At 46.8% G+C, this 23,761-nt stretch carries 25 protein-coding genes; 11 read left to right on the top strand and 14 right to left on the bottom strand.

Translation table 11 applies throughout. From position 1 onward, the window contains the following. Positions 1 to 6: 6 nt before the first annotated feature. The gene (recN, locus tag ICN21_RS10260) at positions 7 to 1,677 is read right to left on the bottom strand and encodes a DNA repair protein RecN (RefSeq protein WP_216178345.1); all 1,671 of its coding nucleotides are present in this window, start codon (positions 1,675 to 1,677) and stop codon (positions 7 to 9) included. 26 nt (positions 1,678 to 1,703) lie between these two features. Continuing rightward, complete coding sequence (locus ICN21_RS10255; protein WP_216178344.1) at positions 1,704 to 2,609, bottom strand: NAD kinase; 906 nt, start codon at positions 2,607 to 2,609, stop codon at positions 1,704 to 1,706. A 37-nt stretch (positions 2,610 to 2,646) separates the two neighbouring features. On the opposite strand from ICN21_RS10255, the gene hrcA reads away from it, so the two are divergent. The 5 genes from hrcA to dnaJ all read left to right on the top strand — a co-directional run bounded on the left by hrcA (position 2,647) and on the right by dnaJ (position 8,784). Further along, a complete protein-coding gene (hrcA, locus tag ICN21_RS10250; protein WP_216178343.1) occupies positions 2,647 to 3,657 on the top strand; it encodes a heat-inducible transcriptional repressor HrcA in 1,011 nt (336 codons plus the stop codon). A 35-nt stretch (positions 3,658 to 3,692) separates the two neighbouring features. Continuing rightward, complete coding sequence (gene hemH, locus ICN21_RS10245) at positions 3,693 to 4,793, top strand: ferrochelatase (protein ID WP_370624090.1); 1,101 nt, start codon at positions 3,693 to 3,695, stop codon at positions 4,791 to 4,793. Positions 4,794 to 4,859: 66 nt separating this feature from the next. Beyond that, entirely contained in the window at positions 4,860 to 5,408 is a 549-nt protein-coding gene (gene grpE, locus ICN21_RS10240) for a nucleotide exchange factor GrpE (protein WP_216178341.1), read from the top strand. Between the two features lie 193 nt (positions 5,409 to 5,601). After that, the gene (gene dnaK / locus ICN21_RS10235) at positions 5,602 to 7,533 is read left to right on the top strand and encodes a molecular chaperone DnaK (protein WP_215295751.1); all 1,932 of its coding nucleotides are present in this window, start codon (positions 5,602 to 5,604) and stop codon (positions 7,531 to 7,533) included. A 111-nt stretch (positions 7,534 to 7,644) separates the two neighbouring features. Beyond that, positions 7,645 to 8,784, top strand: a complete 1,140-nt coding sequence (gene dnaJ, locus ICN21_RS10230; protein WP_216178340.1) for a molecular chaperone DnaJ — start codon at positions 7,645 to 7,647, stop codon at positions 8,782 to 8,784. Here the strand turns inward: dnaJ and panB are convergent, their stop codons facing one another. From panB to ICN21_RS10200, 6 genes are read right to left on the bottom strand one after another with little or no spacing between them, the layout of a single operon-like run. Then, a complete protein-coding gene (gene panB, locus ICN21_RS10225; RefSeq protein ID WP_215295749.1) occupies positions 8,785 to 9,600 on the bottom strand; it encodes a 3-methyl-2-oxobutanoate hydroxymethyltransferase in 816 nt (271 codons plus the stop codon). Positions 9,601 to 9,617: 17 nt separating this feature from the next. Beyond that, on the bottom strand, positions 9,618 to 10,145 hold the full coding sequence (gene folK / locus ICN21_RS10220; RefSeq protein WP_216178339.1) for a 2-amino-4-hydroxy-6-hydroxymethyldihydropteridine diphosphokinase: 528 nt from the start codon (positions 10,143 to 10,145) through the stop codon (positions 9,618 to 9,620). Positions 10,146 to 10,197: 52 nt separating this feature from the next. Further along, the gene (gene pcnB, locus ICN21_RS10215) at positions 10,198 to 11,601 is read right to left on the bottom strand and encodes a polynucleotide adenylyltransferase PcnB (RefSeq protein WP_216178338.1); all 1,404 of its coding nucleotides are present in this window, start codon (positions 11,599 to 11,601) and stop codon (positions 10,198 to 10,200) included. Continuing rightward, positions 11,598 to 12,278, bottom strand: coding sequence for an HAD family phosphatase (locus ICN21_RS10210; protein ID WP_215295746.1), 681 nt, complete (start codon positions 12,276 to 12,278; stop codon positions 11,598 to 11,600). Before ICN21_RS10210 ends, pcnB begins: the two co-directional genes overlap by 4 nt. Before the next feature lie 19 nt (positions 12,279 to 12,297). Next, positions 12,298 to 13,062, bottom strand: coding sequence for a DnaA regulatory inactivator Hda (gene hda / locus ICN21_RS10205; protein WP_216178337.1), 765 nt, complete (start codon positions 13,060 to 13,062; stop codon positions 12,298 to 12,300). A gap of 10 nt (positions 13,063 to 13,072) precedes the next feature. Further along, on the bottom strand, positions 13,073 to 14,062 hold the full coding sequence (locus ICN21_RS10200) for an AI-2E family transporter (protein ID WP_216178336.1): 990 nt from the start codon (positions 14,060 to 14,062) through the stop codon (positions 13,073 to 13,075). Positions 14,063 to 14,134: 72 nt separating this feature from the next. Between ICN21_RS10200 and purM the strand changes: the two genes are divergently transcribed. Then, positions 14,135 to 15,187 carry a phosphoribosylformylglycinamidine cyclo-ligase gene (purM, locus tag ICN21_RS10195; protein ID WP_216178335.1) on the top strand — a complete coding sequence of 351 codons (1,053 nt, stop codon included), beginning with the start codon at positions 14,135 to 14,137 and terminating at the stop codon, positions 15,185 to 15,187. A 15-nt stretch (positions 15,188 to 15,202) separates the two neighbouring features. On the opposite strand, the gene miaA is transcribed toward purM, so the two are convergent. Next, positions 15,203 to 16,207: a tRNA (adenosine(37)-N6)-dimethylallyltransferase MiaA gene (gene miaA, locus ICN21_RS10190; RefSeq protein ID WP_216178334.1), complete on the bottom strand. Its 1,005-nt coding sequence runs from the start codon at positions 16,205 to 16,207 to the stop codon at positions 15,203 to 15,205. A gap of 58 nt (positions 16,208 to 16,265) precedes the next feature. Between miaA and ICN21_RS10185 the strand changes: the two genes are divergently transcribed. Then, a complete protein-coding gene (locus tag ICN21_RS10185; protein WP_215320944.1) occupies positions 16,266 to 16,910 on the top strand; it encodes a VTT domain-containing protein in 645 nt (214 codons plus the stop codon). Between the two features lie 29 nt (positions 16,911 to 16,939). Here ICN21_RS10185 and ICN21_RS10180 read toward each other — a convergent pair whose 3' ends face one another. After that, positions 16,940 to 17,782, bottom strand: a complete 843-nt coding sequence (locus tag ICN21_RS10180; RefSeq protein WP_216178333.1) for a SirB1 family protein — start codon at positions 17,780 to 17,782, stop codon at positions 16,940 to 16,942. 5 nt (positions 17,783 to 17,787) lie between these two features. Continuing rightward, entirely contained in the window at positions 17,788 to 19,341 is a 1,554-nt protein-coding gene (gene murJ / locus ICN21_RS10175; RefSeq protein WP_216178332.1) for a murein biosynthesis integral membrane protein MurJ, read from the bottom strand. Between the two features lie 151 nt (positions 19,342 to 19,492). On the opposite strand from murJ, the gene rpsT reads away from it, so the two are divergent. Then, complete coding sequence (gene rpsT / locus ICN21_RS10170) at positions 19,493 to 19,759, top strand: 30S ribosomal protein S20 (protein WP_068949332.1); 267 nt, start codon at positions 19,493 to 19,495, stop codon at positions 19,757 to 19,759. Positions 19,760 to 19,834: 75 nt separating this feature from the next. Here the strand turns inward: rpsT and ICN21_RS10165 are convergent, their stop codons facing one another. Continuing rightward, complete coding sequence (locus ICN21_RS10165; RefSeq protein ID WP_215295739.1) at positions 19,835 to 20,149, bottom strand: DUF3579 domain-containing protein; 315 nt, start codon at positions 20,147 to 20,149, stop codon at positions 19,835 to 19,837. A gap of 151 nt (positions 20,150 to 20,300) precedes the next feature. Here ICN21_RS10165 and argF point away from each other — a divergent pair, with 151 nt between their 5' ends. The 3 genes from argF to ICN21_RS10150 all read left to right on the top strand — a co-directional run bounded on the left by argF (position 20,301) and on the right by ICN21_RS10150 (position 22,897). Next, complete coding sequence (argF, locus tag ICN21_RS10160; RefSeq protein WP_216178377.1) at positions 20,301 to 21,248, top strand: ornithine carbamoyltransferase; 948 nt, start codon at positions 20,301 to 20,303, stop codon at positions 21,246 to 21,248. Between the two features lie 68 nt (positions 21,249 to 21,316). Next, a complete protein-coding gene (locus ICN21_RS10155) occupies positions 21,317 to 22,549 on the top strand; it encodes an argininosuccinate synthase (protein WP_216178331.1) in 1,233 nt (410 codons plus the stop codon). Positions 22,550 to 22,591: 42 nt separating this feature from the next. Then, the gene (locus tag ICN21_RS10150; RefSeq protein ID WP_216178330.1) at positions 22,592 to 22,897 is read left to right on the top strand and encodes a pyrimidine/purine nucleoside phosphorylase; all 306 of its coding nucleotides are present in this window, start codon (positions 22,592 to 22,594) and stop codon (positions 22,895 to 22,897) included. 73 nt (positions 22,898 to 22,970) lie between these two features. Here the strand turns inward: ICN21_RS10150 and ICN21_RS10145 are convergent, their stop codons facing one another. After that, positions 22,971 to 23,423, bottom strand: a complete 453-nt coding sequence (locus tag ICN21_RS10145) for a DUF192 domain-containing protein (protein ID WP_215295736.1) — start codon at positions 23,421 to 23,423, stop codon at positions 22,971 to 22,973. An 84-nt stretch (positions 23,424 to 23,507) separates the two neighbouring features. Next, positions 23,508 to 23,711 (bottom strand): cold-shock protein, encoded by a 204-nt coding sequence (locus ICN21_RS10140; RefSeq protein ID WP_011903586.1) that lies wholly within the window; start codon positions 23,709 to 23,711, stop codon positions 23,508 to 23,510. Positions 23,712 to 23,761: the final 50 nt, after the last annotated feature.

Raw genomic sequence — 23,761 nt, 5'->3', positions numbered from 1 at the left:
ATCAATTTAATCTTGCTCAAGTAGTTCGCGTGCGTGGCGACGGGTGGTATCGGTAATGGTAGCGCCACCTAGCATTCTGGCAACTTCCTCTACTCGTTCTGTTCTTCCAAGCGATTGAACTTGTGACACAGTCTTGTCGCCACTTTGAGATTTACTGACTTTAAGGTGATGATTGCCTTGGGCGGCTACCTGCGGGAGATGGGTAACGCACAGAATTTGGTGGGACTGACCCAACTGATGAAGAAGTTTGCCAACAGTTTCTGCAACAGCCCCCCCAATACCAGCATCGACCTCATCAAATATCAATGTAGGGGTGAATGAAGCTTTGCTGGTGATTACGCTAATTGCCAGACTAATACGAGCCAGTTCTCCACCCGATGCTACTTTGGCTAATGAGCGAGGAGTACTACCTGCATGGCCTGCCACCAAAAACTCGATTTGCTCGAGACCATGCGAGCCACCTTCTTGTAGTGGCGATAGAGCAATCTCCAATCGTCCGCCAGCCATCGATAAATTTTGCATAGCATCTGTCACTAACTGACCTAGGTCTGTAGCTGCCTTACTGCGTTTTTGGGAGAGTTGCTTTGCTAGCTTGAGATAGGCCGCCTCTTCTTGCTTTACTTTTTCTCGGAGGGCATCCATATTTTGTGAGGCAGTCAGTGCCTCCAAGCGTTCGGTAGTTTCCAAAAGCAGTGTTGGTAGTGCCTCTACTTCAGTGCGATATTTTTTAGAAGTACTGTGCAGGGCCTGCATACGTTCTTCGACTTGTTCAAGGCGAGCGGGATCTAAATCAATTTTTTGGAGATAGCGATTTAATCCATGAATCGCCTCATCTAGCTGAATTTGCGCACTCTCCAAGGATTCGCTAATGCCACTTAAGGCTTGGTCGTGTTCGGCTAAGGCGCTGATATTACCGCAGACCTTAGATAGAGAAGACTCTAGAGAGTTATCCGCGTCACTCAATATGTCTATAGCTTCTTGGCAGCCGCCAATTAGCTTGGCGCCATTAGCCAATCTAGCATGCTCGCTTTGAATGTTGATCCACTCACCTTCTTGTGGAGCGAGCTCGGTGAGTTCTTCTAATTGCCATTGCAATCTTTCACGTTCCCGCTCAACATCCTGACCAGCATTTTCTGCTTGTTCTAAACGACGACGAGAATCGTTCAGCGTTTTAAAGGCTTGTGCTACTTCTGTGGCTAGTGGCAGTAATCCAGCATGACGGTCTAAGAGCTCACGTTGGGCGCCGCCCTTTAAAAGAAGTTGATGCGCGTGCTGCCCATGGATGTCGACCAACTGATCGCCTGCTTCACGCAACTGAGTTAGCGTGGCAACACTTCCATTAATAAAAGCGCGACTGCGTCCGTTGCTCTCAATAGTTCTTTTGAGCAATAGACTCTGACCATTATCTTCAACTGGGAAGCCTTGAGCATCTAACCATTGGCCAAAGGATTGAATAAGTTCTGCGTCAATGCGAAAGAGGGCAGAAATCTCTGCACGATTGCTACCTTCACGAATTTGACTGCTATCTGCGCGTTCACCCAGGACAAGGCTTAAGGCATCTAGCAAAATAGATTTACCAGCCCCAGTTTCACCAGTGAGCACCGTGAAGCCACTAGCGAAGTCGAGTTCAAGCTGATCAACAATGACAAAGTCACGAAGGGAGATAGTTTGAAGCATGTATTAGCGTAGCAATAAACTCGACATCAGAAAGTCGATGGGTATTCATTCCAGTGCAATTTCTCACGCAAAGTTTTGTAGTCGCTGTGATTGCTGGGGTGTAACAGATCGATTGTTTTGTCGGATTGGCGCACCTCAACCTTATCGCCACTTTGCAAATTTGTTTGTGATTGCATATCAAAATTGACGATCACCTCAAGTCCGTTGACTACCTCAATCACCGTCACGCTATCTTGTGGCAAAACAATGGGTCGATTGGAAAGTGAGTGTGGCGCAATTGGTACGAGCAATATGCCTGCTACATGTGGATGCAAAATCGGGCCACCAGCAGAAAGTGCATAGGCAGTTGAACCAGTCGGGGTAGAGACAATCAAACCATCAGAGCGTTGGTTGTACATGAAGGAGCCATTGACATGAACAGCAAGCTCTACCATCCCAGAAATGCCGGAGCGATTCACAACAACATCGTTAAGCGCTAAGCCCTGGTTGATTTTCTTGCCGTCACGCAGAACAACAGCATGCAGGAGAGTTCTAGTATCCGCTTCATAGTCGCCCTCAATAATTTTGGGCAAAGTAGTTTGTACAGACTGAATCGGGATATCAGTCATGTAACCAAGGCGACCCATATTGATTCCCACGAGGGGAACATGGCTGCCTGCTAATTGGCGAGCAATGCCCAGCATGGTGCCATCACCACCCAAAACCACAACTAGGTCAATTGCCCCAGTAAAGTCTTGTGCGGTTTTAGTCGGATAGTCACTCAAACCGAGGTGAGTGGCTGTATCGGCCTCAATAAAGACCTCACAGCCCAAGCCTGAGACCAATTTAGCCAGGTCTCGCAGGTGATCTTCAATGCCGTCCGCTTGAAATTTGCCGACGAGTGCCACCCGGCTAAATGCCTTCTTGGAGGAATTGGGGGATGGGCTTAACATATAACGATTAAACCATAGGCATAAAATCCCTTCCACCATGGACGAACGTTCCCGCGCCTTACTTAAAACCCTCATCGAGCGCTATATCGAGGAGGGTCAGCCTATTGGCTCGCGCACGCTTTCAAGGTTTTCGGGTTTAGACCTCTCTGCTGCCACCATCCGCAATGTCATGGCTGATCTAGAGGATATGGGCTTGGTGACTAGCCCTCATACCTCTGCCGGCAGAATACCCACACCACGGGGTTATCGCTTGTTTGTGGACACCATGGTGACGGTTCGTCCTCTCGAAGAGATCGCCGCCCGTGAGGTTGAAAAAGGGCTTTTGCCAGACTCCCCACAAAGGGTTTTGAATTCAGCCGCCCAGATTCTGTCTAATCTCACCCATTTTGCTGGTGTGGTGATGACACCAAAGCGTGCCCAAGTTTTTAAACATATTGAATTTCTTCGTTTGGGTGAAGGCAAGATTTTGCTCATCATGGTGACTCCCGAGGGCGATGTACAAAATCGTATCTTGCCAACAAATCAAGACTACACACCAAGTCAATTGATTGAGGCGGGAAATTACATTAATGCACAATTTGCTGGTAAAAGTTTTGAGCAAGTGCGCCAACATTTGAAATCTGACCTCGATACTTTGCGTGCCGATATTTCTGGTTTGATGGCCTTGGCCTTGCAAAGTGGTGTTGCGGATTACGATATGAGTCGCGGTGAGATGGTGCTCTCTGGTGAGCGTCGCTTACTGAATGTAGGAGACTTAAGTTCTAACCTTGATAAATTGCGCAAGATGTTTGATATGTTGGAGCAAAAATCGGTCTTGATGCAATTGCTAGATGTATCGAGCCATGCCGACGGCATTCAGATTTTCATAGGTGGCGAGAGCGATCTCTTGCCATATGAAGACCTAGCGGTCATCAGCGCTCCGTATAGCGTTGATGGTCAGATCGTGGGCACCTTAGGCGTCATTGGACCAACCCGTATGGCTTATGACCGAGTGATTCCGATTGTGGATATCACCTCTAAGTTATTATCAGGCGCCTTGAGCTCTTGAGTATGCATTGATGCTGAAAATTATTTACTAGAGAAATTACTTTGAATCAAAATCCCCACTTACGCGCTTCTAAAACAGCCGTGCTCTTATTGAATTTGGGTACGCCAGCTGCGCCAACAGCAAAAGCGGTGAGATCGTATTTGAAAGAATTTCTTTCGGATCCACGCGTCGTAGAAATTCCACGCTTTATTTGGTGGTTTATTTTGAATGGCATTATTTTGCCAATTCGCAGTAGTGCCTCTGCAAAAAAATATGCATCTATTTGGTTGCCACAATTCGGTTCGCCACTCATGCATTACTCGCGCTTGCAAGCGAAAGAGTTGGGGGAGAAGTTTGCGAATGAGGGCCATACTGTTTTGGTTGATTTGGCGATGCGTTATGGCAAGCCTTCTGCCCAAGAGGTCCTAGAGAGCCTGAAGGCTCAAGGGATGGAGCGTTTACTGTTATTGCCCCTTTACCCACAATATTCAGCTACCACTACCGCCTCAAGTTTTGATGAAGTATTCCGTGTTCTGAGTACTTGGCGTGATCAGCCGGAGCTGCGTTTGGTAAAGCACTATCACGACAACCCTGCGTACATTGCAGCACTGCGTGATCAAGTTCTCAGTCATTGGGATCAAGATGGAAGGCCTGATTTTGCAAAGGGTGATGGTTTTGTGATGTCATTTCATGGCCTGCCCAAGCGCAATTTAATGCAGGGCGATCCCTATCACTGCGAATGTTTGAAGACCGGACGATTGCTTGGGGAGTCTTTGGGTTTAGAGCCAGGTCAATACATCGTTACCTTTCAGTCCCGTTTCGGAAAAGCGGAATGGTTAAAGCCTTACACGGCACTAACGATCGAAAACTTGGCTAAAGATGGTTGCCAGCGAGTAGATATTTTTTGTCCAGGCTTTCCAGCAGATTGTCTTGAGACCTTAGAAGAGATTGCGATGGAAGCAAGAGAATCTTTCTTAGAGCATGGCGGCAAAGACTATCGTTATATTCCCTGCTTAAACAGCAACCCTAAGTGGATCAAGGCGCTGCGTGATATTGCCTATCAGCACTTACTAGGGTGGTCTTTGGGGACTGAGTCTGAAGCTGAATTAGCTAAGCGGAACGAAAGAGCAGCGCTAGCCGAAAAATCTAAGTCTTGAAAAAAAGCGAATTATCCCAATATGAAGAAGCACTAGCCACTTTGATAGAAAAGTAAAATAGCGTCTATGACACAAGAAAATCAAAATCCTTCACCCGAGCAGGACAATCCTGCAACTGAGCCAGCGGCGGATGCTGTAGCAGAAACTCCGGCTATCAAAACGCCTGAGCAAGAAATTGCTGAACTCCATCAGCAGGTGTCTGATTTGCAAGACAACTTTTTGCGTGCCAAGGCTGAAGGTGAAAATATTCGTCGCCGTGCTGTTGAGGACGTTGCCAAGGCTCACAAATTTGCGATTGAGAGTTTTGCTGAGCACTTAGTTCCGGTGACCGATAGTCTCTATGCGGCCTTGAGTACGGATGCGGGTGATGCGAAGGCTTTTAAAGAAGGCCTAGAAATCACCTTAAAGCAGCTTTTATCCGCTTTTGAAAAGGGGCGCATGACTGAAATCAATCCTGCGGTGGGCGATAAATTTGATCCACACCACCATCAAGCGATTGCTTCGGTGCCTTCTGAGCAGGAAGCTAATACCGTAGTTTCGGTGCTCCAGCGTGGCTATACCGTGGCCGATCGAGTCCTCAGACCTGCTTTAGTGACGGTCAGCGCCCCGAAATAAGCCACATCAATAAGGGCTAAAACCTCAAAAAAGGGATAAAAAAGGCAGATTTCTGCCTTTTTTGCTATTTCACCCCTTGAATTCGCATTTTTAGACCCCATTTATTGAGTATTGGAATATTCGCGGCGGTTCAGATGAGTCGCCTAAAACAGCCTAGAAGTACAACAAAGTAACTTAATTTTTTGGAGCAATTATGGGAAAGATTATCGGTATTGACTTGGGAACCACGAATTCGTGCGTTTCAGTCGTTGAAAACAATGCACCTAAAGTGGTCGAGAACGCAGAAGGCGCTCGCACAACTCCATCCATCATTGCCTATGTTGAAGATGGCGAAGTATTGGTTGGTGCGCCAGCTAAACGTCAATCAGTGACGAATCCTAAGAACACCATCTACGCAGTGAAGCGTTTAATGGGTCGTAAATTTACAGATCCTGAAGTGCAAAAAGACATCGGCTTGATGCCTTATTCAATTATTGCTGCTGATAACGGTGATGCTTGGGTTGAAGCACGTGATAAGAAAATGGCACCACAGCAAGTTTCCGCTGAAATCTTGCGCAAGATGAAAAAGACTGCCGAAGACTATCTCGGCGAAGAAGTGACCGAGGCGGTCATTACTGTCCCTGCTTACTTTAACGACAGCCAACGTCAAGCAACTAAAGACGCTGGTCGTATTGCTGGCTTGGATGTAAAGCGCATCATCAATGAGCCAACTGCTGCTGCATTGGCATTTGGTTTAGATAAACAAGACAAAGTCGATCGTAAGATCGCTGTGTATGACTTGGGTGGCGGTACATTCGACGTATCCATCATTGAAATTGCCAACGTGGATGGTGAGAAGCAATTTGAAGTCCTCTCTACTAACGGTGACACCTTCTTGGGCGGTGAAGACTTTGACCAGCGCATCATTGACTGGATCATTGCTGAGTTCAAGAAAGAACAGGGCGTGGATTTGAGCAAAGACGTTTTGGCATTGCAACGTTTGAAAGATGCTGCAGAAAAAGCCAAGATCGAATTGTCATCTGCGCAGCAAACGGAAATCAATTTGCCATATGTGACAGCTGATGCTAGTGGTCCTAAGCATTTGAACTTAAAGTTGACTCGTGCCAAGTTAGAGTCTTTGGTTGAAGAGCTTATTAAGCGCACAGCTGGCCCATGCTTAACTGCCATTAAAGATGCTGGCGTAAACGTAGCAGATATCGATGACGTGATTTTAGTCGGCGGTCAAACTCGTATGCCTGCTGTTCAAGACAAAGTAAAAGAAATCTTTGGCAAAGAGCCACGCAAAGACGTTAATCCAGATGAAGCGGTGGCAGTAGGTGCTGCAATTCAGGGTTCCGTATTGTCTGGCGATCGTAAAGACGTATTGCTCTTGGACGTTACCCCATTGTCCTTGGGTATCGAAACTCTTGGCGGCGTCATGACTAAGATGATTCCAAAGAACACGACGATTCCTACCAAGCATTCACAGGTCTACTCGACTGCCGAAGATAATCAGCCTGCAGTAACGATTAAGTGCTTCCAGGGTGAGCGTGAGATGGCTGCGGCTAATAAGTTGCTTGGTGAATTTAACCTTGAAGGCATCGCGCCTGCGCAACGCGGTATGCCACAAATTGAAGTGACTTTTGATATTGATGCTAACGGTATTTTGCACGTCACTGCAAAAGACAAAACCACTGGTAAAGAGAACAAGATCACCATCAAGGCAAACTCTGGTTTGACTGAAGAAGAAATTCAACGCATGGTGAAAGATGCTGAAGCCAATGCTGCTGAAGATAAGAAAGCATTAGAGCTAGTCACTGCCCGTAACACTGCAGATGCCTTGGCTCACTCTACTAAGAAGGCTTTAGAAGAGCATGGTGCTAGCTTAGAGGCTGCTGAAAAAGAAGCGATTGAAGCAGCTCTGAAAGAGTTGGATGAAGCGATCAAAGGCAGCGATAAAGAAGCGATTGAAGCCAAGACCGAAGCGTTGGGTAAAGCAAGTCAGAAACTGGGCGAAAAAGTCATGGCTGCTGAGCAAGCGAAGGCTGGCGCTGCAGCTGGTGCAGCCCCTGGCGGCGAAGCTAAAGCTGCTCCAGACGCAGATGTTGTTGATGCTGACTTTAAAGAAGTTCATGATAAGAAGTAAGCGAATGCTAGACATTCAATTACATACTCATTAACGTAGTTTTGCAGTGCTTAAATAACAAGTCGGCCCCGTGCCGACTTGTGTCATTCAGGTTGTAGAGAGGAATAGGCCGTGCCTAAAAGTAAACGCGATTTTTATGAAGTGCTTGGTGTAGCAAAAGGTGCTAGCGATGAAGAGCTCAAAAAAGCCTATCGCAAAATGGCAATGAAGTATCACCCTGATCGCAACCCCGATAGTAAAACGGCTGAAGCCCAATTTAAAGAAGTAAAGGAGGCGTACGAAACGCTGACCGATCCCAACAAGCGCGCTGCATACGATCAGTACGGCCATGCTGGTGTAGATCCATCTATGGGTGGTGGGGGTTTTGGGGGTGGCGGTTTTGCTGGCGGTGGCTTCGCAGATGCTTTTGGAGATATTTTTGGAGATATCTTTGGTCAAGGTGGCGGTCGTCAGGCTGGTCCACAGGTCTACAAAGGTGCTGACTTACGCTACAACATGGACATTAGTCTTGAGCAAGCTGCTGAGGGGCATACCACCCAGATTCGGGTGCCTAGTTGGAGTAACTGCAAACCATGTCACGGCACTGGTGCTGAGCCTGGCTCCAAAGCGGAGAAGTGTTCTACCTGTGATGGTCATGGTCAAGTCCGTGTGCAGCAAGGTTTCTTCTCGATGCAGCAAACCTGTCCAAAGTGTCGCGGCACTGGCGAATATATTCCGAAGCCTTGCAAGACTTGTCATGGCACAGGCAAACACAAAGAACAAAAAACACTTGAAATCAAAATCCCTGCGGGTATTGATGATGGCATGCGTGTTCGTTCGGTTGGTAATGGGGAGCCCGGTATTAATGGTGGCCCCTCTGGAGATCTCTATGTAGAAGTGCGAGTGAAGCCACATCCAGTATTTGAACGTGACGGTAGTGACTTGCATGTGCAGATGCCAATCTCTTTTGCGATAGCAACTATTGGTGGCGAGATTGAAGTGCCAACCTTATCAGGTCGCGTCGAATTTCCGATTCCTGAAGGTACGCAGACCGGTAAAACATTCCGTTTACGGAACAAAGGTATAAAAGGGCTGCGTTCAGCACTGGTTGGCGATCTGTTTGTACATGTCTTGGTAGAGACGCCAGTGAAGTTGACTGATGAGCAAAAGAAATTACTGCAACAGTTTGACGACAGTCTAAAATCTGCCGGGGATAAGCATAGCCCGCAGCAAAAAGGCTGGTTTGATGGTGTTAAGAGTTTCTTTAGTTAATTAGCCAGCAAAGCTATGCTCGGGTCCGGGAAATTTTCCGGACTTCACTTCCCGTACATAGGCTTTAATAGCAGCTTCAATCGAATGCTGGCCTTCCATAAAGTTCTTCACGAACTTAGGAGGCTTGCCTGGGCTGATGCCCAGCATATCTTGTAATACCAATACTTGACCTGAGCAATCAAGACCGGCACCAATGCCGATCGTCGGGATATGTAGTTCAGCTGTAATTTTTTCACCCAGTGATGAAGGAATGGCTTCTAGTACGACCATTTGAGCACCGGCTTCTTGGCACGCAATGGCTTGTTCCAACATGAGGGTTGCGGCATCCTTTGATTTGCCTTGCACCTTATAGCCGCCCAAGACATGAACCGATTGAGGCAGTAATCCGAGGTGGGCGCAAACAGGAACGCTACGCTCAACTAGGTATTGAATGATCTCTACTTGCCAATCTCCGCCTTCCAGCTTGACCATATCAGCACCGGCGCGCATGAGATCTGCTGCAGCATCTAAAGCCTGCACTGGATCGCCATAGCTAGCAAATGGTAAATCGGCAATTAAAAATGCATGGGTATTGGCACGCGCCACACACTCAGTGTGATAAGCCATTTGCTCAACAGTGACGGGTGTAGTGCTAGAGTGACCTTGAATCACATTACCCAAAGAGTCGCCAATCAAGATGACTTCAACCCCGCAGCGATTCAACAATGCAGACATCGTCGAATCATATGCAGTCAGCATCGTGATTTTTTCTTGCTCGGCATGCATTGCCAAGAGCTTAGTAATGGAGATTGGCTTGTCGCCTTGTAAGTAACCCATGGCGAGAGTTTAATGAATTAATGGGCCGTTTGGCTATAAACGTCTTTTCCCCCGCAATGGCAGTTGCGGCAGGTGAGTTTTTCGATTTTTTGATGCGCCACCTTGGGAAGGTAAGCCTTGAGTTCGCCAACATTCGGTAAAAAGAAGTCGGGTGCAATTTCTAGCAAGGGCAGAAGAACAAATGAGCGCTCAATAATTTTTGGATGAGGGAGTATGAGCTCAGTCTCATTTTGAATAACGCCCTCAAAAGACAAAATATCTAAATCAAGAGTACGCGGCGCATTGGCATAAGGACGCTCTCTGCCAAATTCTAATTCAATGGCTTGGCAAACATGCAAAAGACCGTAGGGGCTTAACTGCGTCTCGATTTCAATCACGGCATTGATGTAGTCACCACCAGTGGCTTCAACCGGCGCGCTTTGATAAAAGCAACTCTTTGCTAGAACATGTAATTCTGTGCGTTGTGCAAGGCAGACGATTGCGTCAGTGATTAGTTGACGGGTGTCGCCGATATTGCCACCAAATCCGATAAAAGCTCGTGCCATAGGATTCCAAACTAGAGATGAAACTACTTTACTGAAATTTCTCTAAGTCTGCTTAGTCTGCTAAAGGTTCTGGTGCGATGGCTGCTTTGGGTTTTCTGCGCCGCCGTCTTTTGGCTGGAGAGCTTGCGCTTGAGCCGGATTCATTTTTGGCACTAGCCATCAACTCCTCTTGCCCTGCAGGATCGGTCGCAATGAAGTTAGTCCACCAGTCTCCTATGGCTGGGTTTTGCTCCCCAGTTGCACAACGTAGCAGCATGAAGTCATAGCCTGCCCTAAAACGGGGCGATTCGATGAGCCGGTATGGGTAGCGTCCAACCCGCTTTTCAAAGCGAGGCTGCATGGACCAGATTTCCCGCATATCGCTTTCAAAGCGCCGTTGAATCGTCATGCCACTGCTTTGGGTGGCAATAGTGTCGTCCATCGCATCATGCAGTGCGGGGATGTTGGCCATCCCTTTGGCGATATTCGCTTTCCAGTTCTGTAAAAGATCTGGCCAGAGTAAGGTGGCAAATAAGAATCCTGCCGAAGCACTCTTGCCCGATTGAATGCGTTGATCGGTATTAGCTAGGGCAAGCTTGACAAAATCATTGGCTCCTTTAGAGGATTCGCTGCTATCGAGAATGTGATCTAGGAGCGGCAACAGGCCATGATGCAGGCCAGCATCTCTGAGGCCCTGAATGGCCGCCCAAGAATAACCTGACATTAAGAGCTTGAGAATTTCATCAAAGAGTCTTGCTGATGGTACGTCTTGTAATAGCTTGCCTAACTTAGCAATTGGTGCGCGCGTATCGGCATCCAAAGCAAACCCCGTTTTAGCAGCAAAGCGAATTGCTCTGAGCATACGTACTGGGTCTTCGCGATAACGCTTTGCGGGGTCACCGATCATGCGCAAGGTTTTCTTTTGCATGTCTACCATGCCGCCGTGATAGTCCAAGACAGTCTCGGTGGACGGGTCGTAATACATTGCATTGATAGTGAAATCACGGCGTGCAGCATCTTCGCCTTGTGAGCCCCAAACGTTGTCTCGCAAAATGCGACCACTTTCTGCCACATGGTCACCAGCGTTATCTAGTAAGGCTCTAAAGGTAGAAACCTCAATAATTTCGGGATGGCCTTTGCCAAAGAAAGTCACATGCACAATCTGAAAACGACGCCCAATAAGGCGGGCTTTGCGAAACAATCTTTGTACTTGATCGGGCGTGGCATTAGTAGCGACATCAAAATCTTTGGGGCCAATCCCCAAGACGAGATCGCGCACGGCGCCGCCCACAATGAAAGCCTCATAACCAGCTTGCTGTAAAGTTTGGGTTACTTTGACAGCATTTTTAGAAAGCAAGTGTGGATCGATGTGATGTGATTTTTTGGGGATACGCTTTGGTGCTCCCGTATTGTTCGCATGCGTATGCTTGACCATGGGGTCACGACGCAAAATACGATTAATGAATTTAGTAATCATGCAAACAGCTCAAGAATAGGCCAGTTGCGCTTTTGAGCTTCACTTCGAAGGCGATCATCTGGATTGGTGGCAACTGGATGGCTGACTTGCTCCATTAAGGGTAAGTCGTTCATGGAGTCAGAGTAGAAATAACTCCGCGGCAATGCGCCCAAGGCAAGCTTCTGTTTTGCTAGCCAATCTTGCACATTCTGAATTTTGCCTTCACGAAAATTTGGAATACCTTTCACTTCGCCTGTGAAATTCGCTAAAGGGCTCTCACTGCTGGTTGCTGGCTCGGTAGCAATGAGGTGTTCAATCCCAAAGCTTTCAACAATCGGACGGGTAACAAAGCTATTGGTTGCAGTGACAACGCAACACAAGTCTCCAGCATCTTGATGCTGCTTTACCAAATCAATTGCTTTTTGACGAAGCTGCCCATGAATCACTTCTTCCATGAATTGGTCGTGCCATTCTTTTAATTGTGCGCGGGAGTGCTGAGACAGAGGCTTTAAGGCAAAGCGCAGAAATTCATGAATATCAAGCGTGCCATCTTTGTAGTTTTGATAGAAGCGATCATTTTGGTGCGCATAGTCTGCACTGTCGACAACGCCAATACGCGCTAAAAATTGACCCCACTCATAATCGCTATCGCAGGGTAGTAAGGTGTGATCTAAATCGAAAAGGGCTAGCTGGGTCACAAATGGAATATTGAATAAATTATTTAGGTTGCAAGAGCTCGCGTACTAGTGGCAAGGTTACAGCACGTTTTGTTTCTAATGAATAGGCGTCCAAAGCATCTATGAGGGCCATTAAATTGGGCATATCGCGATAAAAACGGTTTAACAACCATGGCAATACGTCTGGGGATAAAACGAGCCCTCGAGCTTTGGCTGCTTGCTCTAAGGCTTGTATTTTCTCATCATCATCTAAAAGTTGGGTTTGGTAGACCAAACCCCATCCTAGGCGTGTCCTGAGGTCTTCCCGGAGCGTCAGGTTGGCAGGGGCCTCGTTGCCGGCCATGAAGATGTGAATATTCTTGCTAGCCTGAACCTCGTTCAGTATGCGAAAGAGTGCTCCAACTAAGCGCTCATCTAAACAATCCACATCGTCTATGGCGATAACTGAAGGGGCATTACTTTGGGTGAGGCTTGGCAATTTTTCCTCAAGGCGCACCCAAGAGATTGGCTCATTCGGATTGAGAGAGAAAGATTCAAGGCCGGCATCATCAGCTGCACTCGTCATTGCTGTGAGCAAATGCGTGCGACCAGAGCCTTCAGGTCCCCACCAATACATCCAGCGGTGATTCAGAGGATTGTTTGGTATTGATTCGGATAATTCGGATGATTCTTTCCAAGAGCTACAAAGTGTTTGTAGTGTCGACAGAAGAGCGAGGTCTTGGCTAGGCAGATAATTGTCGAGACTTGCTTTGGGTGTGTGACTGATGTCTAAAGCGAATTGTCTTGGAAGCGAGGGCGTATTCATTCAAGCAAAATTATTTTTGATACCAGGAGCTTTGCGTATAAACAGACCAAAGATATTGCACTAGCACCAAGCTCACTGCGCTGATTGGTAAAGCCAATAGGACGCCAAAGAAGCCAAAGAGTTTTCCAAAGAGCAGCAAGGCAAATACCACTCCAACAGGGTGTAGCCCAATGCGCTCACCAACTAGGCGTGGCGTTAAGAAGAACCCTTCTAAAAATTGCCCAAGCCCAAACACAAGGAGCACCCCAATAAGTTGGGCGCCAAGGCCGAATTGCAAGAGCGCAGAAAGAATTGCTAGAGTTAAACCAAGGGCGATCCCAATGTAAGGAATCACAATCATGAGGGCAGTAAAGACACCTAGCGCAACGGCACCCTTTATTCCGACTATGCTCAAGCCCACTCCATAGAAAATAGCCATGATGGAAATCACAATCAACATGCCACGCAGATATTGTGAAAGTAAGCCATCGGTATGCATCGCTAAGTGATGAACGGTTTCTTGCGCGCGGAGTGGAACGGCATTTTTGAGAAGGCTGAAAAAATGATCCCAATCGATCAGCAAATAAAACATTACAAAAATAATTAATACGCCATTTACAAAGCCTGCGATAACCGAGCTGCCAGATACCAATACGGTATCCAGTGTGTTGCTAATGAGAGTGTCAGCGTTATCGTTAATGTGCTCAGTGATTTTTTGGGTCACACTGGTTTTGAGGTTCCCCCAATCAATATTGATATGAAGCTCTGTCAACTTAGGCCCAAGCCAGGCTTGGGTATTGGCAATCCATTCTGGGAGCTGCGCCTTAATTAAGGGAATTTCGAATTTCAGAAGGCTAATCAACAGACCAAAAATAAAGAAAACCAGGCTCAAACCAATGAGCATGACCAATGCTGCAGCTAAGGCCCTAGGAAGGTGACGCTTTTCCATCCACAGGCAAAGGGGTCTTAAGGCATATGCCAGAATGAATGCAGTCAGAAAAGGGGTAAAAATTTCAGCCATTACTAGTAATCCTCTAGAATTCAATGATTCTACTGACCCAGTAGCATTTTTTACTAATATTCCAGCTCAGACATGAATTCACCTACTCACTCTTCCTCAAAAGGCCTTTCTTACCGTGATGCGGGCGTTGATATTGATGCTGGCGACGCCTTAGTAGACCGGATCAAGCCTTTGGCTAAAAAGACCATGCGGGAAGGTGTTTTGGCCGGAATTGGTGGTTTTGGTGCTTTATTTGAGGTGCCTAAGCGCTATAAAGAGCCTGTTTTGGTATCCGGTACCGATGGTGTGGGTACAAAGCTACGCTTGGCATTTGAATGGAATCGTCACGATACGATCGGCCAGGACTTGGTGGCGATGAGCGTCAATGATATTTTGGTGCAAGGCGCCGAGCCACTCTTCTTCTTGGATTATTTTGCTTGCGGCAAGCTGACGGTAGATACAGCAGCTACCGTCGTTGGTGGCATTGCCACAGGCTGTGAATTATCTGGCTGCGCATTGATCGGTGGTGAGACTGCAGAAATGCCAGGCATGTACCCTCCAGGTGAATATGACTTGGCTGGTTTTGCAGTAGGTGCAGTTGAGAAATCTAAAATTATTACGGGAAATACCATTGTTCCAGGAGATGTGGTGTTGGCAATTGGTTCCAGCGGCGCTCATTCCAATGGTTATTCTTTGGTGCGCAAAATTATCGAACGTGCTGGTGCAAAACCTACTGATGATTTAGGTGGTCGCTCATTAGGCGATGTGGTGATGGCGCCAACTGAAATTTATGTGAAGCCGCTTCTGAAATTAATTTCTGAGATTGATGTCAAAGGGATGGCGCACATCACGGGTGGTGGCTTAGTGGATAACGTGCCACGTGTCTTGCCAGAAAATACGCAAGCAGTTTTACATCGTGACAGTTGGCAAATGCCACAACTCTTTCGCTGGTTGCAGATGAAGGGCGGGGTGGCTGATGCGGAGATGGTGCGAGTGTTTAACTGCGGTATTGGTATGGTGGTGATTGTTGCTCCAGCCCAAGCGGATGCTGCAATCAAATCATTAACTGCACATGGCTTAAAAGCTTGGACAGTTGGTGAAGTGCTTGAGCGCCCTCAGGGAGCACCACAAACGATTGTGATCTAAACGATCGCTGCAAGCCTACTTCTTCAAATGACTTTTGCAGTAATCCAATGCGGCCTTAAGCTCTGCTGGTTTAAAGGGGTCGAAGATATTTCTGCCGGCGATGGCTCTGAGCCATGTCAGTTGGCGCTTTCCAAGTTGCCTGGTTGCTGCTAATGCTTTGTAGCGCATTTGCTCAGCGTCGATTTCTCCGTTGAGATATTCCCAAGCCTGTCGATAACCGACCGACCGAATGGCTGGCAGATCCGCATGTAACGCAGAATTATTTCGTAGAGCTTTGACTTCATCTAAAAATCCTGCGAGCAACATTTCGTCAAACCGTTTTTCTAAATTTTGATGCAAGCGTTTTCGATCACTTGGTTCTAGGGATACTAGATGAATCCAGGCAGGAATCGCCGATCCTTCTCTGCCATCTTCGCTAGGTGAATCTGCGAGCAATGCCGACATCGGTTTGCCAGTAATTTCAAATACCTCTAGCGCACGCTGCACTCGTTGTGAATCATTGGGCTTTAGGCGAGCGGCAGTTTCTGGGTCTACCTTGGTCAACTTGGTATGCATCGCGGGCCAACCTAGAGTCTTGCCTTCTTCGTCTAGGCGGGAACGAATCTCAGGATTTGCTGTTGGTAAAGTAGAAAGGCCATGCGCCCAAGCTCTCCAATACAGCATGGTTCCACCAACCACTACTGGAATATTGCCTCTATTACGAATTTCTTCACAAAGTCGTTTTGCATCTTTGGCAAATCGAGCTGCGGAATAAACCTCTGTCGGCTCCAGGATATCGATCAGGTGATGAATCACTGCAGCTTGTTCTGCTTTGCTAGGTTTGGCACTGCCAATATCAAGGCCGCGATAGACTAATGCAGAGTCCATACTGATGAGTTCGATGGTCAGGCCAATCGATTTAGCATGTTCAGCTAAAGACATGGCGAGATAGGTTTTGCCTGCACCAGTAGGCCCCACAATACAGAGTATGGGATTGACTTCTGATGACTGCATAGGCTGAATGTAGGGTTCAGATTGCATGATCCATTATAAGAGCCTGTTAATATCCGCATCAAACCTATCTTTGGAGTGCAAGTTGATTGATACCCTTTTGCAATTAAGCGATTTATTGCTACATATTGATCGTCATTTGGATGTTGTGATCTCGCAATATGGTCCTTGGGCATATGGCTTGCTATTTGCGATTGTGTTTGCAGAAACTGGCCTGGTTATCGCCCCCTTCCTCCCAGGGGATTCTCTTTTGTTTATTGCGGGTGCTTACTGTGCAACCGAGCACTTCAACATTTGGACTTTGTGTATTGGTTTGTTGATTGCAGCAATAGCTGGCAATACAGTGAACTACTTCATTGGCCGTTGGATTGGTAAGAAAGTATTTAGCAGTCAATCACGCTGGATTGACCAAGGCGCTTTACTCAAGACCCATGCTTTTTATGAAAAGCATGGCGGCAAAACCATCATCGTTGCACGCTTTTTACCCATCATCAGAACCTTCGCACCCTTTGTTGCTGGTGTCTCGGAAATGAATTTCTCACGCTTTCAGTTATTCAATATCACTGGCGCTGTGCTCTGGGTCTTTGGCTTGGTGATTGCAGGATATTTCTTTGGAAATATTCCAGTGATACGTCAAAACTTAAATGTGATCGTACTAGTGGGTATTGGTGCAGCAGCGATACCAGTCGTTTTAGCTGCACTCTATAAAATTTTTCAGCGCAAGAAAAATTAAATCAAGTCAAACAAAACTGAATCATTAACTTAGTGCAGCTTGGTTTGACTTTCTAAAGTGGCGATGTGTTCACGAATGTCGCTAGCATCTTCCGCTTCAGGCGCTTCACTGAGATAGCGATGCATATCGGCTATAGCAGGGCGCAAATACTCTAGTTGTGCAAAGATCAAACCGCGATCTCTAATTTCCTCAACCGAATCGGGCAATAAAATGACCAAGCGCTCTTGAATGCCCAGTAAGCGCTCCCAGCGCTCATGCTCAGAGTAGATCATTTTGAGGTTTCTAAGAAAGCGCGACAAGATCTCTCTTGGACTAGAGGCCCGCAGGAAAACGTTAAGAGGAAGACTGAGCTCACCACGATAGCCTTTGGCGTCTAGGTAGGGGTCCAACATCTCTTGTAATTGATTCTTCGAAAGTGAATCACCAGTCAACGGATCCATGATGATTTCACCCTGTTGTAATGAAATACGCATCATGAAGTGATTGGGGAATGACACACCACGAATCTTCAAACCAATTTGCTGGCCTAGCTCGATAATCAAAATCGCTAGTGAGATAGGAATGCCTCTGCGATTTTCGAGCACATAGTGCAAATACGAATTTTCGGGTGCGTAGAAATCATTCGGGTTTGGACCAAAGCCTAACTCGGTATAAAAGAAGTGCTTCAGAATTTGTAAGCGTTGCATCGGCGCAGTATCTGGCGTAATGCGTGTTTTTAATTTATTGCCTAACTCATCGAGGTGATCGAGTACACCTTGCACATCTAAATCTGGATAGGCATGTTGTGCTACCGCGATGGCAGCTTCCGTTAATGGAAAGTGTTCGTCTTCAGCAACTAATGAAGTGAAATAGTCGAGTTGTTGTGTTGGCATACATTCTATTTTGCATGACGCAAGAATTTTTGCCAGCGAATTCCGACTAAAGCGAGGGCGCCAAAGTAAACCAAGGCTGCGGCAGCCAGCCACATCGCCAATAGACCAATACGGATCCAGGGTTCGGCCTGGAGGGTGATCCAGTTATGCGCATTTGCCGCATAAAAAAGCACTGCCGTAAAGGGAATTAAAGCCAGCAAGAGTTGTCCCAAATACTTTGCCCAGGAGGCGCTTGGGAGTGCGCCCCGTTTATGCAGCCCAACCCAGAGCAGGGCAGCATTCAGACAGGCGCCGGCGCCAACCGATAGAGCCAGGCCGGCATGACCAAGCCAGGGCACGAATACCAGGTTAGCCAGCTGCGTAGCTATCAGCACGAACAAGCCAATCTTCACTGGAGTCCTAATGTCTTGGCGGGAATAAAACCCGGGCGCCAAAATCTTGACGAGGATTAGGCCTATCAGACCAACGCCATAGGCTGCTAAGGCACGTTGCGTCATTAAGACATCCAGCGCATTAAATTTTCCATAGTGATACAAAACAGCAGCTAAGGGCTCGCCAAAAATAAAGAGTGCAATGGCGGCAGGTGCTGCAAGCAAGAAGGTAAGTTGTAATCCCCAAATGAGTAATTCGCCTGCATGCGTTAAGTCATTTTTGGCATTGGCTTTACTCAAACTGGGTAGCAACACTGTACCCAATGCAACTCCAAGTAGGGCAGTTGGGAACTCCATTAAACGATCAGCATAAGAGAGCCAAGAGACGCTACCCGCTTGTAAGCGCGATGCGATATTGGTGTTGATGATTAAAGAGATTTGCGCAACCGATACAGCAAAGACTGCTGGCCCCATCAGCTTGAGAACGCGCCGAGCATCAGGATTGCTGATTGCTGCTTTGATGGCGCCAGGCAATAAACCAATGCGCGGTAAAAGACCAAGACGAGCAAGCGCCGGAATTTGAATGGCTAATTGCAAAACGCCGCCCAACAGAACGCCAATGCTTAATGCATAAATGGGTTGCTCCAAGTGGGGCGCCAAAAAGAGGGCGCTACCGATTAAAGCCAGGTTGAGTAAAACAGGGGTAAATGCGGGAATCGCAAAGCGATGATAGGTATTTAAAATCCCAGCGGACAGAGAGACCATGGAAATGAGCCCAATGTAGGGAAACATGATTTGGGTCATGACAACGCTGGCGTCATAGGCTGGCCCACCGGAAAAGCCTGTAGCAATCACCAAAATGAGCAAGGGGGCGCCGATGACTCCCAGGAGTACCGTCAGCAACAAGGCCCAAAATAAGAGCGTAGCGACCGCATTAATGAGGATTTTGGCCTTATTTTGGTCCTCATTTGTGGAGATTTCCCCCAAAATGGGTACAAAAGCCTGGGAAAAGGCCCCTTCGGCAAAAAGCCGGCGCAGCAAATTCGGTAGCCTAAAAGCCACATTAAACGCGTCTGTCCACTCTGAGGCCCCAAAACTACGTGCGATCAGGGTCTCCCGCAGCAGCCCCGTAATACGGGAAAGCATGGTCAGGGAACTAACCTTGGCGGCGGTAGAAAGCAGGTTCATGAGCCGATTTTCACCTATTTATGGGTGGACTGGGCTTTTTTGCCCCTTTCAGGTAAAATCTTGGGTTTTGGCGAGCTTGCTTATGAATCTGGCAAGTCCGCGAGATTTTTAACTAATCGCATTTTGCAATTTATAGAGGCAAGGTTTAAAGATGGCCAATACAGCACAAGCGCGTAAGCGCGCACGCCAGGCAGTAAAACAGAACGAGCACAATTCCAGCTTGCGTTCAAAGCTTCGTACTTCCATCAAGGCAGTGCGTAAGGCGATCGATACTGGTGATAAAGCTGCTGCAGCGAAAGTGTTCGCAGCAACTCAAGCAACTATCGACAAGATTGCTGACAAAAAGATTGCTCACAAAAATACTGCAGCACGTCAAAAGTCACGTTTATCTGCAGCTATCAAGGCGATGGCAGCGTAATTCAGTAAAAGTTTTAGGCTGGTCGAATCATCATTTCGACCTAAGCCCGCTCCTTATCAGAGCGGGTTTTTGTTTTTAGGACTGGGTTTGGGGTTTGGGTTCAAACTCACAGGCCTCTTCAATCGGTAGACTGTTGTCTTTGGCAAAGTTCATGACAAAGTCGAGCGCTCTTGGATCGAGGTCACCTAGTCTAGTATCGATAACAACGCATTTCACTTTTGCAATTAGCACTGGTCTGACATAGGGCGAATAAGTGAAGCGAGGGTCTCCAGAATCTCCTGGAGGGCGAAACGTAGCCATTACCCCGCAAAGACGCTCCGCCCAATCACTGGGCCGAAATGGTTTGCCAGAAGTGTTGATGCCTTGAATGAAAAGCTTTTTGTGGTTCAAGTTGGCGTAAAGAAGTTCGTAAGAATCGTATTGCTAAGCCCTCTAGCTTAACAGCCGGAGGTGACCGTAAGATGGCTTTATGTTCTATTTTCGTGCAGTTGAATGTTTTAAGAAAAAAATGCAAGCCAAAACTTTAGTAGAAAGCTCAACTATGACATCTCTGGCAAAGCCTCAAGTGCCTGGTCAGGTAAGGCACTATCTGCAGTTTTCTGACCTCACTCGTGAGGAGTATGACTACCTGCTCAAAAGATCAGCATGGTTAAAGTCCAAGTTCAAAAGTTATGAGACTTGGCACCCTTTGCATGATCGCACATTAGCCATGATTTTTGAAAAGCATTCCACGCGTACGCGCCTCTCCTTTGAAGCGGGCATCCATCAGCTTGGTGGCCACGCTGTATACCTGAACACCCGAGATACTCAGTTAGGTCGTGGCGAGCCTGTAGAGGACGCTGCACAGGTGATTTCACGGATGACCGACATCATCATGATCCGCACCTTTGGTCAGGAGATCATTGAGCGTTTTGCTACGAACTCTCGTGTACCAGTAATTAATGGTTTAACCAATGAATATCATCCATGCCAAGTTTTGGCAGACATCTTCACCTTTGTTGAAGCCCGTGGACCGATTCAAGGAAAAACCGTAGCTTGGGTTGGTGATGCTAACAATATGGCCTATACCTGGATTCAGGCAGCCGAGTGCTTGGATTTTCAGTTGCACTTCTCTGCGCCTGAGGGGTATCAACTAGACCCAACGCGTTTAACAAAGAACGCCGCAAAACATTTAAGTATTTATGCTGATCCAAAAGATGCTTGTAAAGGTGCTGACTTGGTAACGACCGATGTTTGGACTAGCATGGGCTATGAGGCTGAAAACAATTTACGTATGAATGCTTTCCAGGACTGGATGGTAGATGAGGAGCTAATGGCAGTCGCAAAGCCAGATGCTTTATTCATGCATTGCTTACCAGCGCACCGTGGCGAAGAAGTTTCTGCGGGCGTGATCGACGGTCCACAAAGTATTGTTTGGGAAGAGGCAGAAAATCGTTTGCATGTTCAAAAAGCGTTAATGGAGTATTTGCTCTGCGGTCATTTGGATTAAGTAATAAAGCGTAAGCAATAAAATATTAAGTAACTTGTTTTTAATTAATTTTGATTGAATAAGAAATCATGTCTGATATTAAAAAAGCTGTACTAGCCTATTCTGGTGGACTCGATACTAGTGTGATCTTGAAGTGGCTTCAAGATACCTATGGTTGTGAGATCGTTACCTTCACCGCTGACTTGGGTCAGGGCGAAGAATTAGAACCAGCGCGTGCCAAGGCGTTACAGTTTGGTATCAAGCCTGAAAATATTTTCATTGATGACTTGCGTGAAGAGTTTGTGCGTGATTTTGTGTTCCCGATGTTCCGCGCCAATACGATTTACGAAGGTGAATATCTTTTGGGTACATCCATTGCGCGCCCATTAATTGCGAAGCGTCAAATTGAAATCGCTCGTTTAACTGGCGCTGATTCTGTATCTCATGGCGCCACTGGTAAAGGTAACGACCAAGTTCGCTTCGAATTGGGCTACTACGCACTTGAGCCAGGAATCAAAGTAATTGCCCCTTGGCGCCAATGGGATCTGCTGTCACGCGAGAAGTTGATGGCTTACGCAGAAAAGCATGGCATTCCAGTTGAAATGAAACATAAGCAAGGCGGCTCTCCTTACTCTATGGATGCCAATTTATTGCACATTAGCTATGAAGGCCGTCATTTAGAAAATCCAAATGCCGAGGCTGAAGAGTCTATGTGGCGTTGGACAGTTTCTCCAGAAAAAGCTCCCGATGCGCCGCAAATTATTGAAATCGAATTTAAAGCGGGCGACCCAGTTGCGATTGATGGCAAATCCTACAAGCCACATGAATTATTAGCTGAGCTCAATCGTATTGGTGGCATGCATGGCATTGGTCGTCTCGATTTAGTTGAAAACCGTTTTGTTGGCATGAAGAGCCGTGGTTGCTATGAAACTCCTGGTGGCACCATTCTTCTGAAGGCGCACCGCGGCATTGAGAGTATTACCCTTGATCGCGAAGTGGCCCATTTGAAAGATGATTTGATGCCACGCTACGCAAGCTTGATCTATAACGGCTTATGGTGGTCTCCTGAGCGTCTTGCTTTGCAAACCTTAATTGATCATACGCAACAGATGGTCAATGGCGTTGTGCGCTTAAAGCTCTACAAAGGTTCTGTATCGGTGATTTCTCGTGATTCAGCCAATACCTTGTTTGATCAAAATATTGCAACCTTTGATGATGATGGTGGTGCATACAACCAAGCGGATGCTGGTGGCTTCATCAAGCTCAATGCATTGCGTATGCGTATTGCCGAAATAGCAAAGCGTAAGCGCGCCAAGAAGTAATTAGAAAAATATTGAGAACTAAACAAAATAGAAAGAACCCAGATGCAATTTGATCAAGTTTCAGTCGGCAAAAAAGCTAATGTATATTTTGACGGTAAATGCGTTTCCCACACAGTGACTTTGCCAAATGGTGTGCGTAAGTCAGTTGGGGTGGTGCTACCCAGTACTTTGCGTTTTGACCTGAGCACCAAAGAGATCATGGAAGTAGTTGATGGCAATGCTTTTGTCAGCATCAACGGCGCTCCAGAGCAAGAATTTAAGGCTGGCCAAAGCTGGGAAGTAGAAAAGGGTGGTTATTTCATCATTCGTGCTGAGCAGCCATTGCACTACGTTTGCCATTTTGAGTAAACGCATTTACACCTAAAGAAAACGCAGACCTAGGTCTGCGTTTTTTATTTCCTTGCCACACTGCGTTGATTAATTATTTCTTAGGTAAGCCACTAATCACGCTGCCAGGCGCAATCACTCTTTCTGAGAACCATTGCTTATTCATCTCCAGGGCGTAACGAATCGCTACTTTGGGACAATGATTGTTGGTGGTCTCTGCTTGCATCTCTTCAATATTCACAATCTTGCCATCGTCAGCAATGAATGCAATCGAGAGTGGAATCTTAGTGTTATTCATCCAAAAGCAATGACCTGCTTTTTGTTCAAAGATAAACAGCATTCCTGAATTCGTGGGCATGCTAGTGCGATTCATGAGGCCCACTTCTCTCGCCTTGGGCGTATCAGCTAGCTCTGCTTGGATACGATAGATTCCCGTTTTGAGTTCAATACTCGGTAGCCCAACATTGACCTGCGCTAATGCGAGGGCGGGGCAAATGAGAAACGCAATAGAGAAAAGCGTGTGAACTAGTTTGTTATTTGTATCCATGTTGAGAATTTTAGGCGAGTCAATTTGTAGGCGAAAAAAAACCCAGGAACGAATCCTGGGTTTTCCATAATGATCTAAGGACTATTAAGCCGCTTGGATATTGGTAGCTTGCTTGCCTTTAGGGCCTTGGGTAATGTCAAACGTTACCTTTTGGTTTTCCTTAAGGGTTTTAAACCCAGGCATAGTAATTGCGCTGAAATGCGCGAACAACTCTTCTTCACCATCATCAGGTTTGATAAAGCCAAAACCTTTTGCATCATTGAACCACTTAACAATTCCGGTCGCCATGCGAACTCCATTACATAAACTTAAAACAACCGTGATGAGGGTAAATACTT

The organism is Polynucleobacter sp. AP-Feld-500C-C5 (assembly GCF_018882265.1).
Lineage (GTDB): Bacteria > Pseudomonadota > Gammaproteobacteria > Burkholderiales > Burkholderiaceae > Polynucleobacter.
This window is presented reverse-complemented; position numbering and strand designations above follow the sequence as displayed.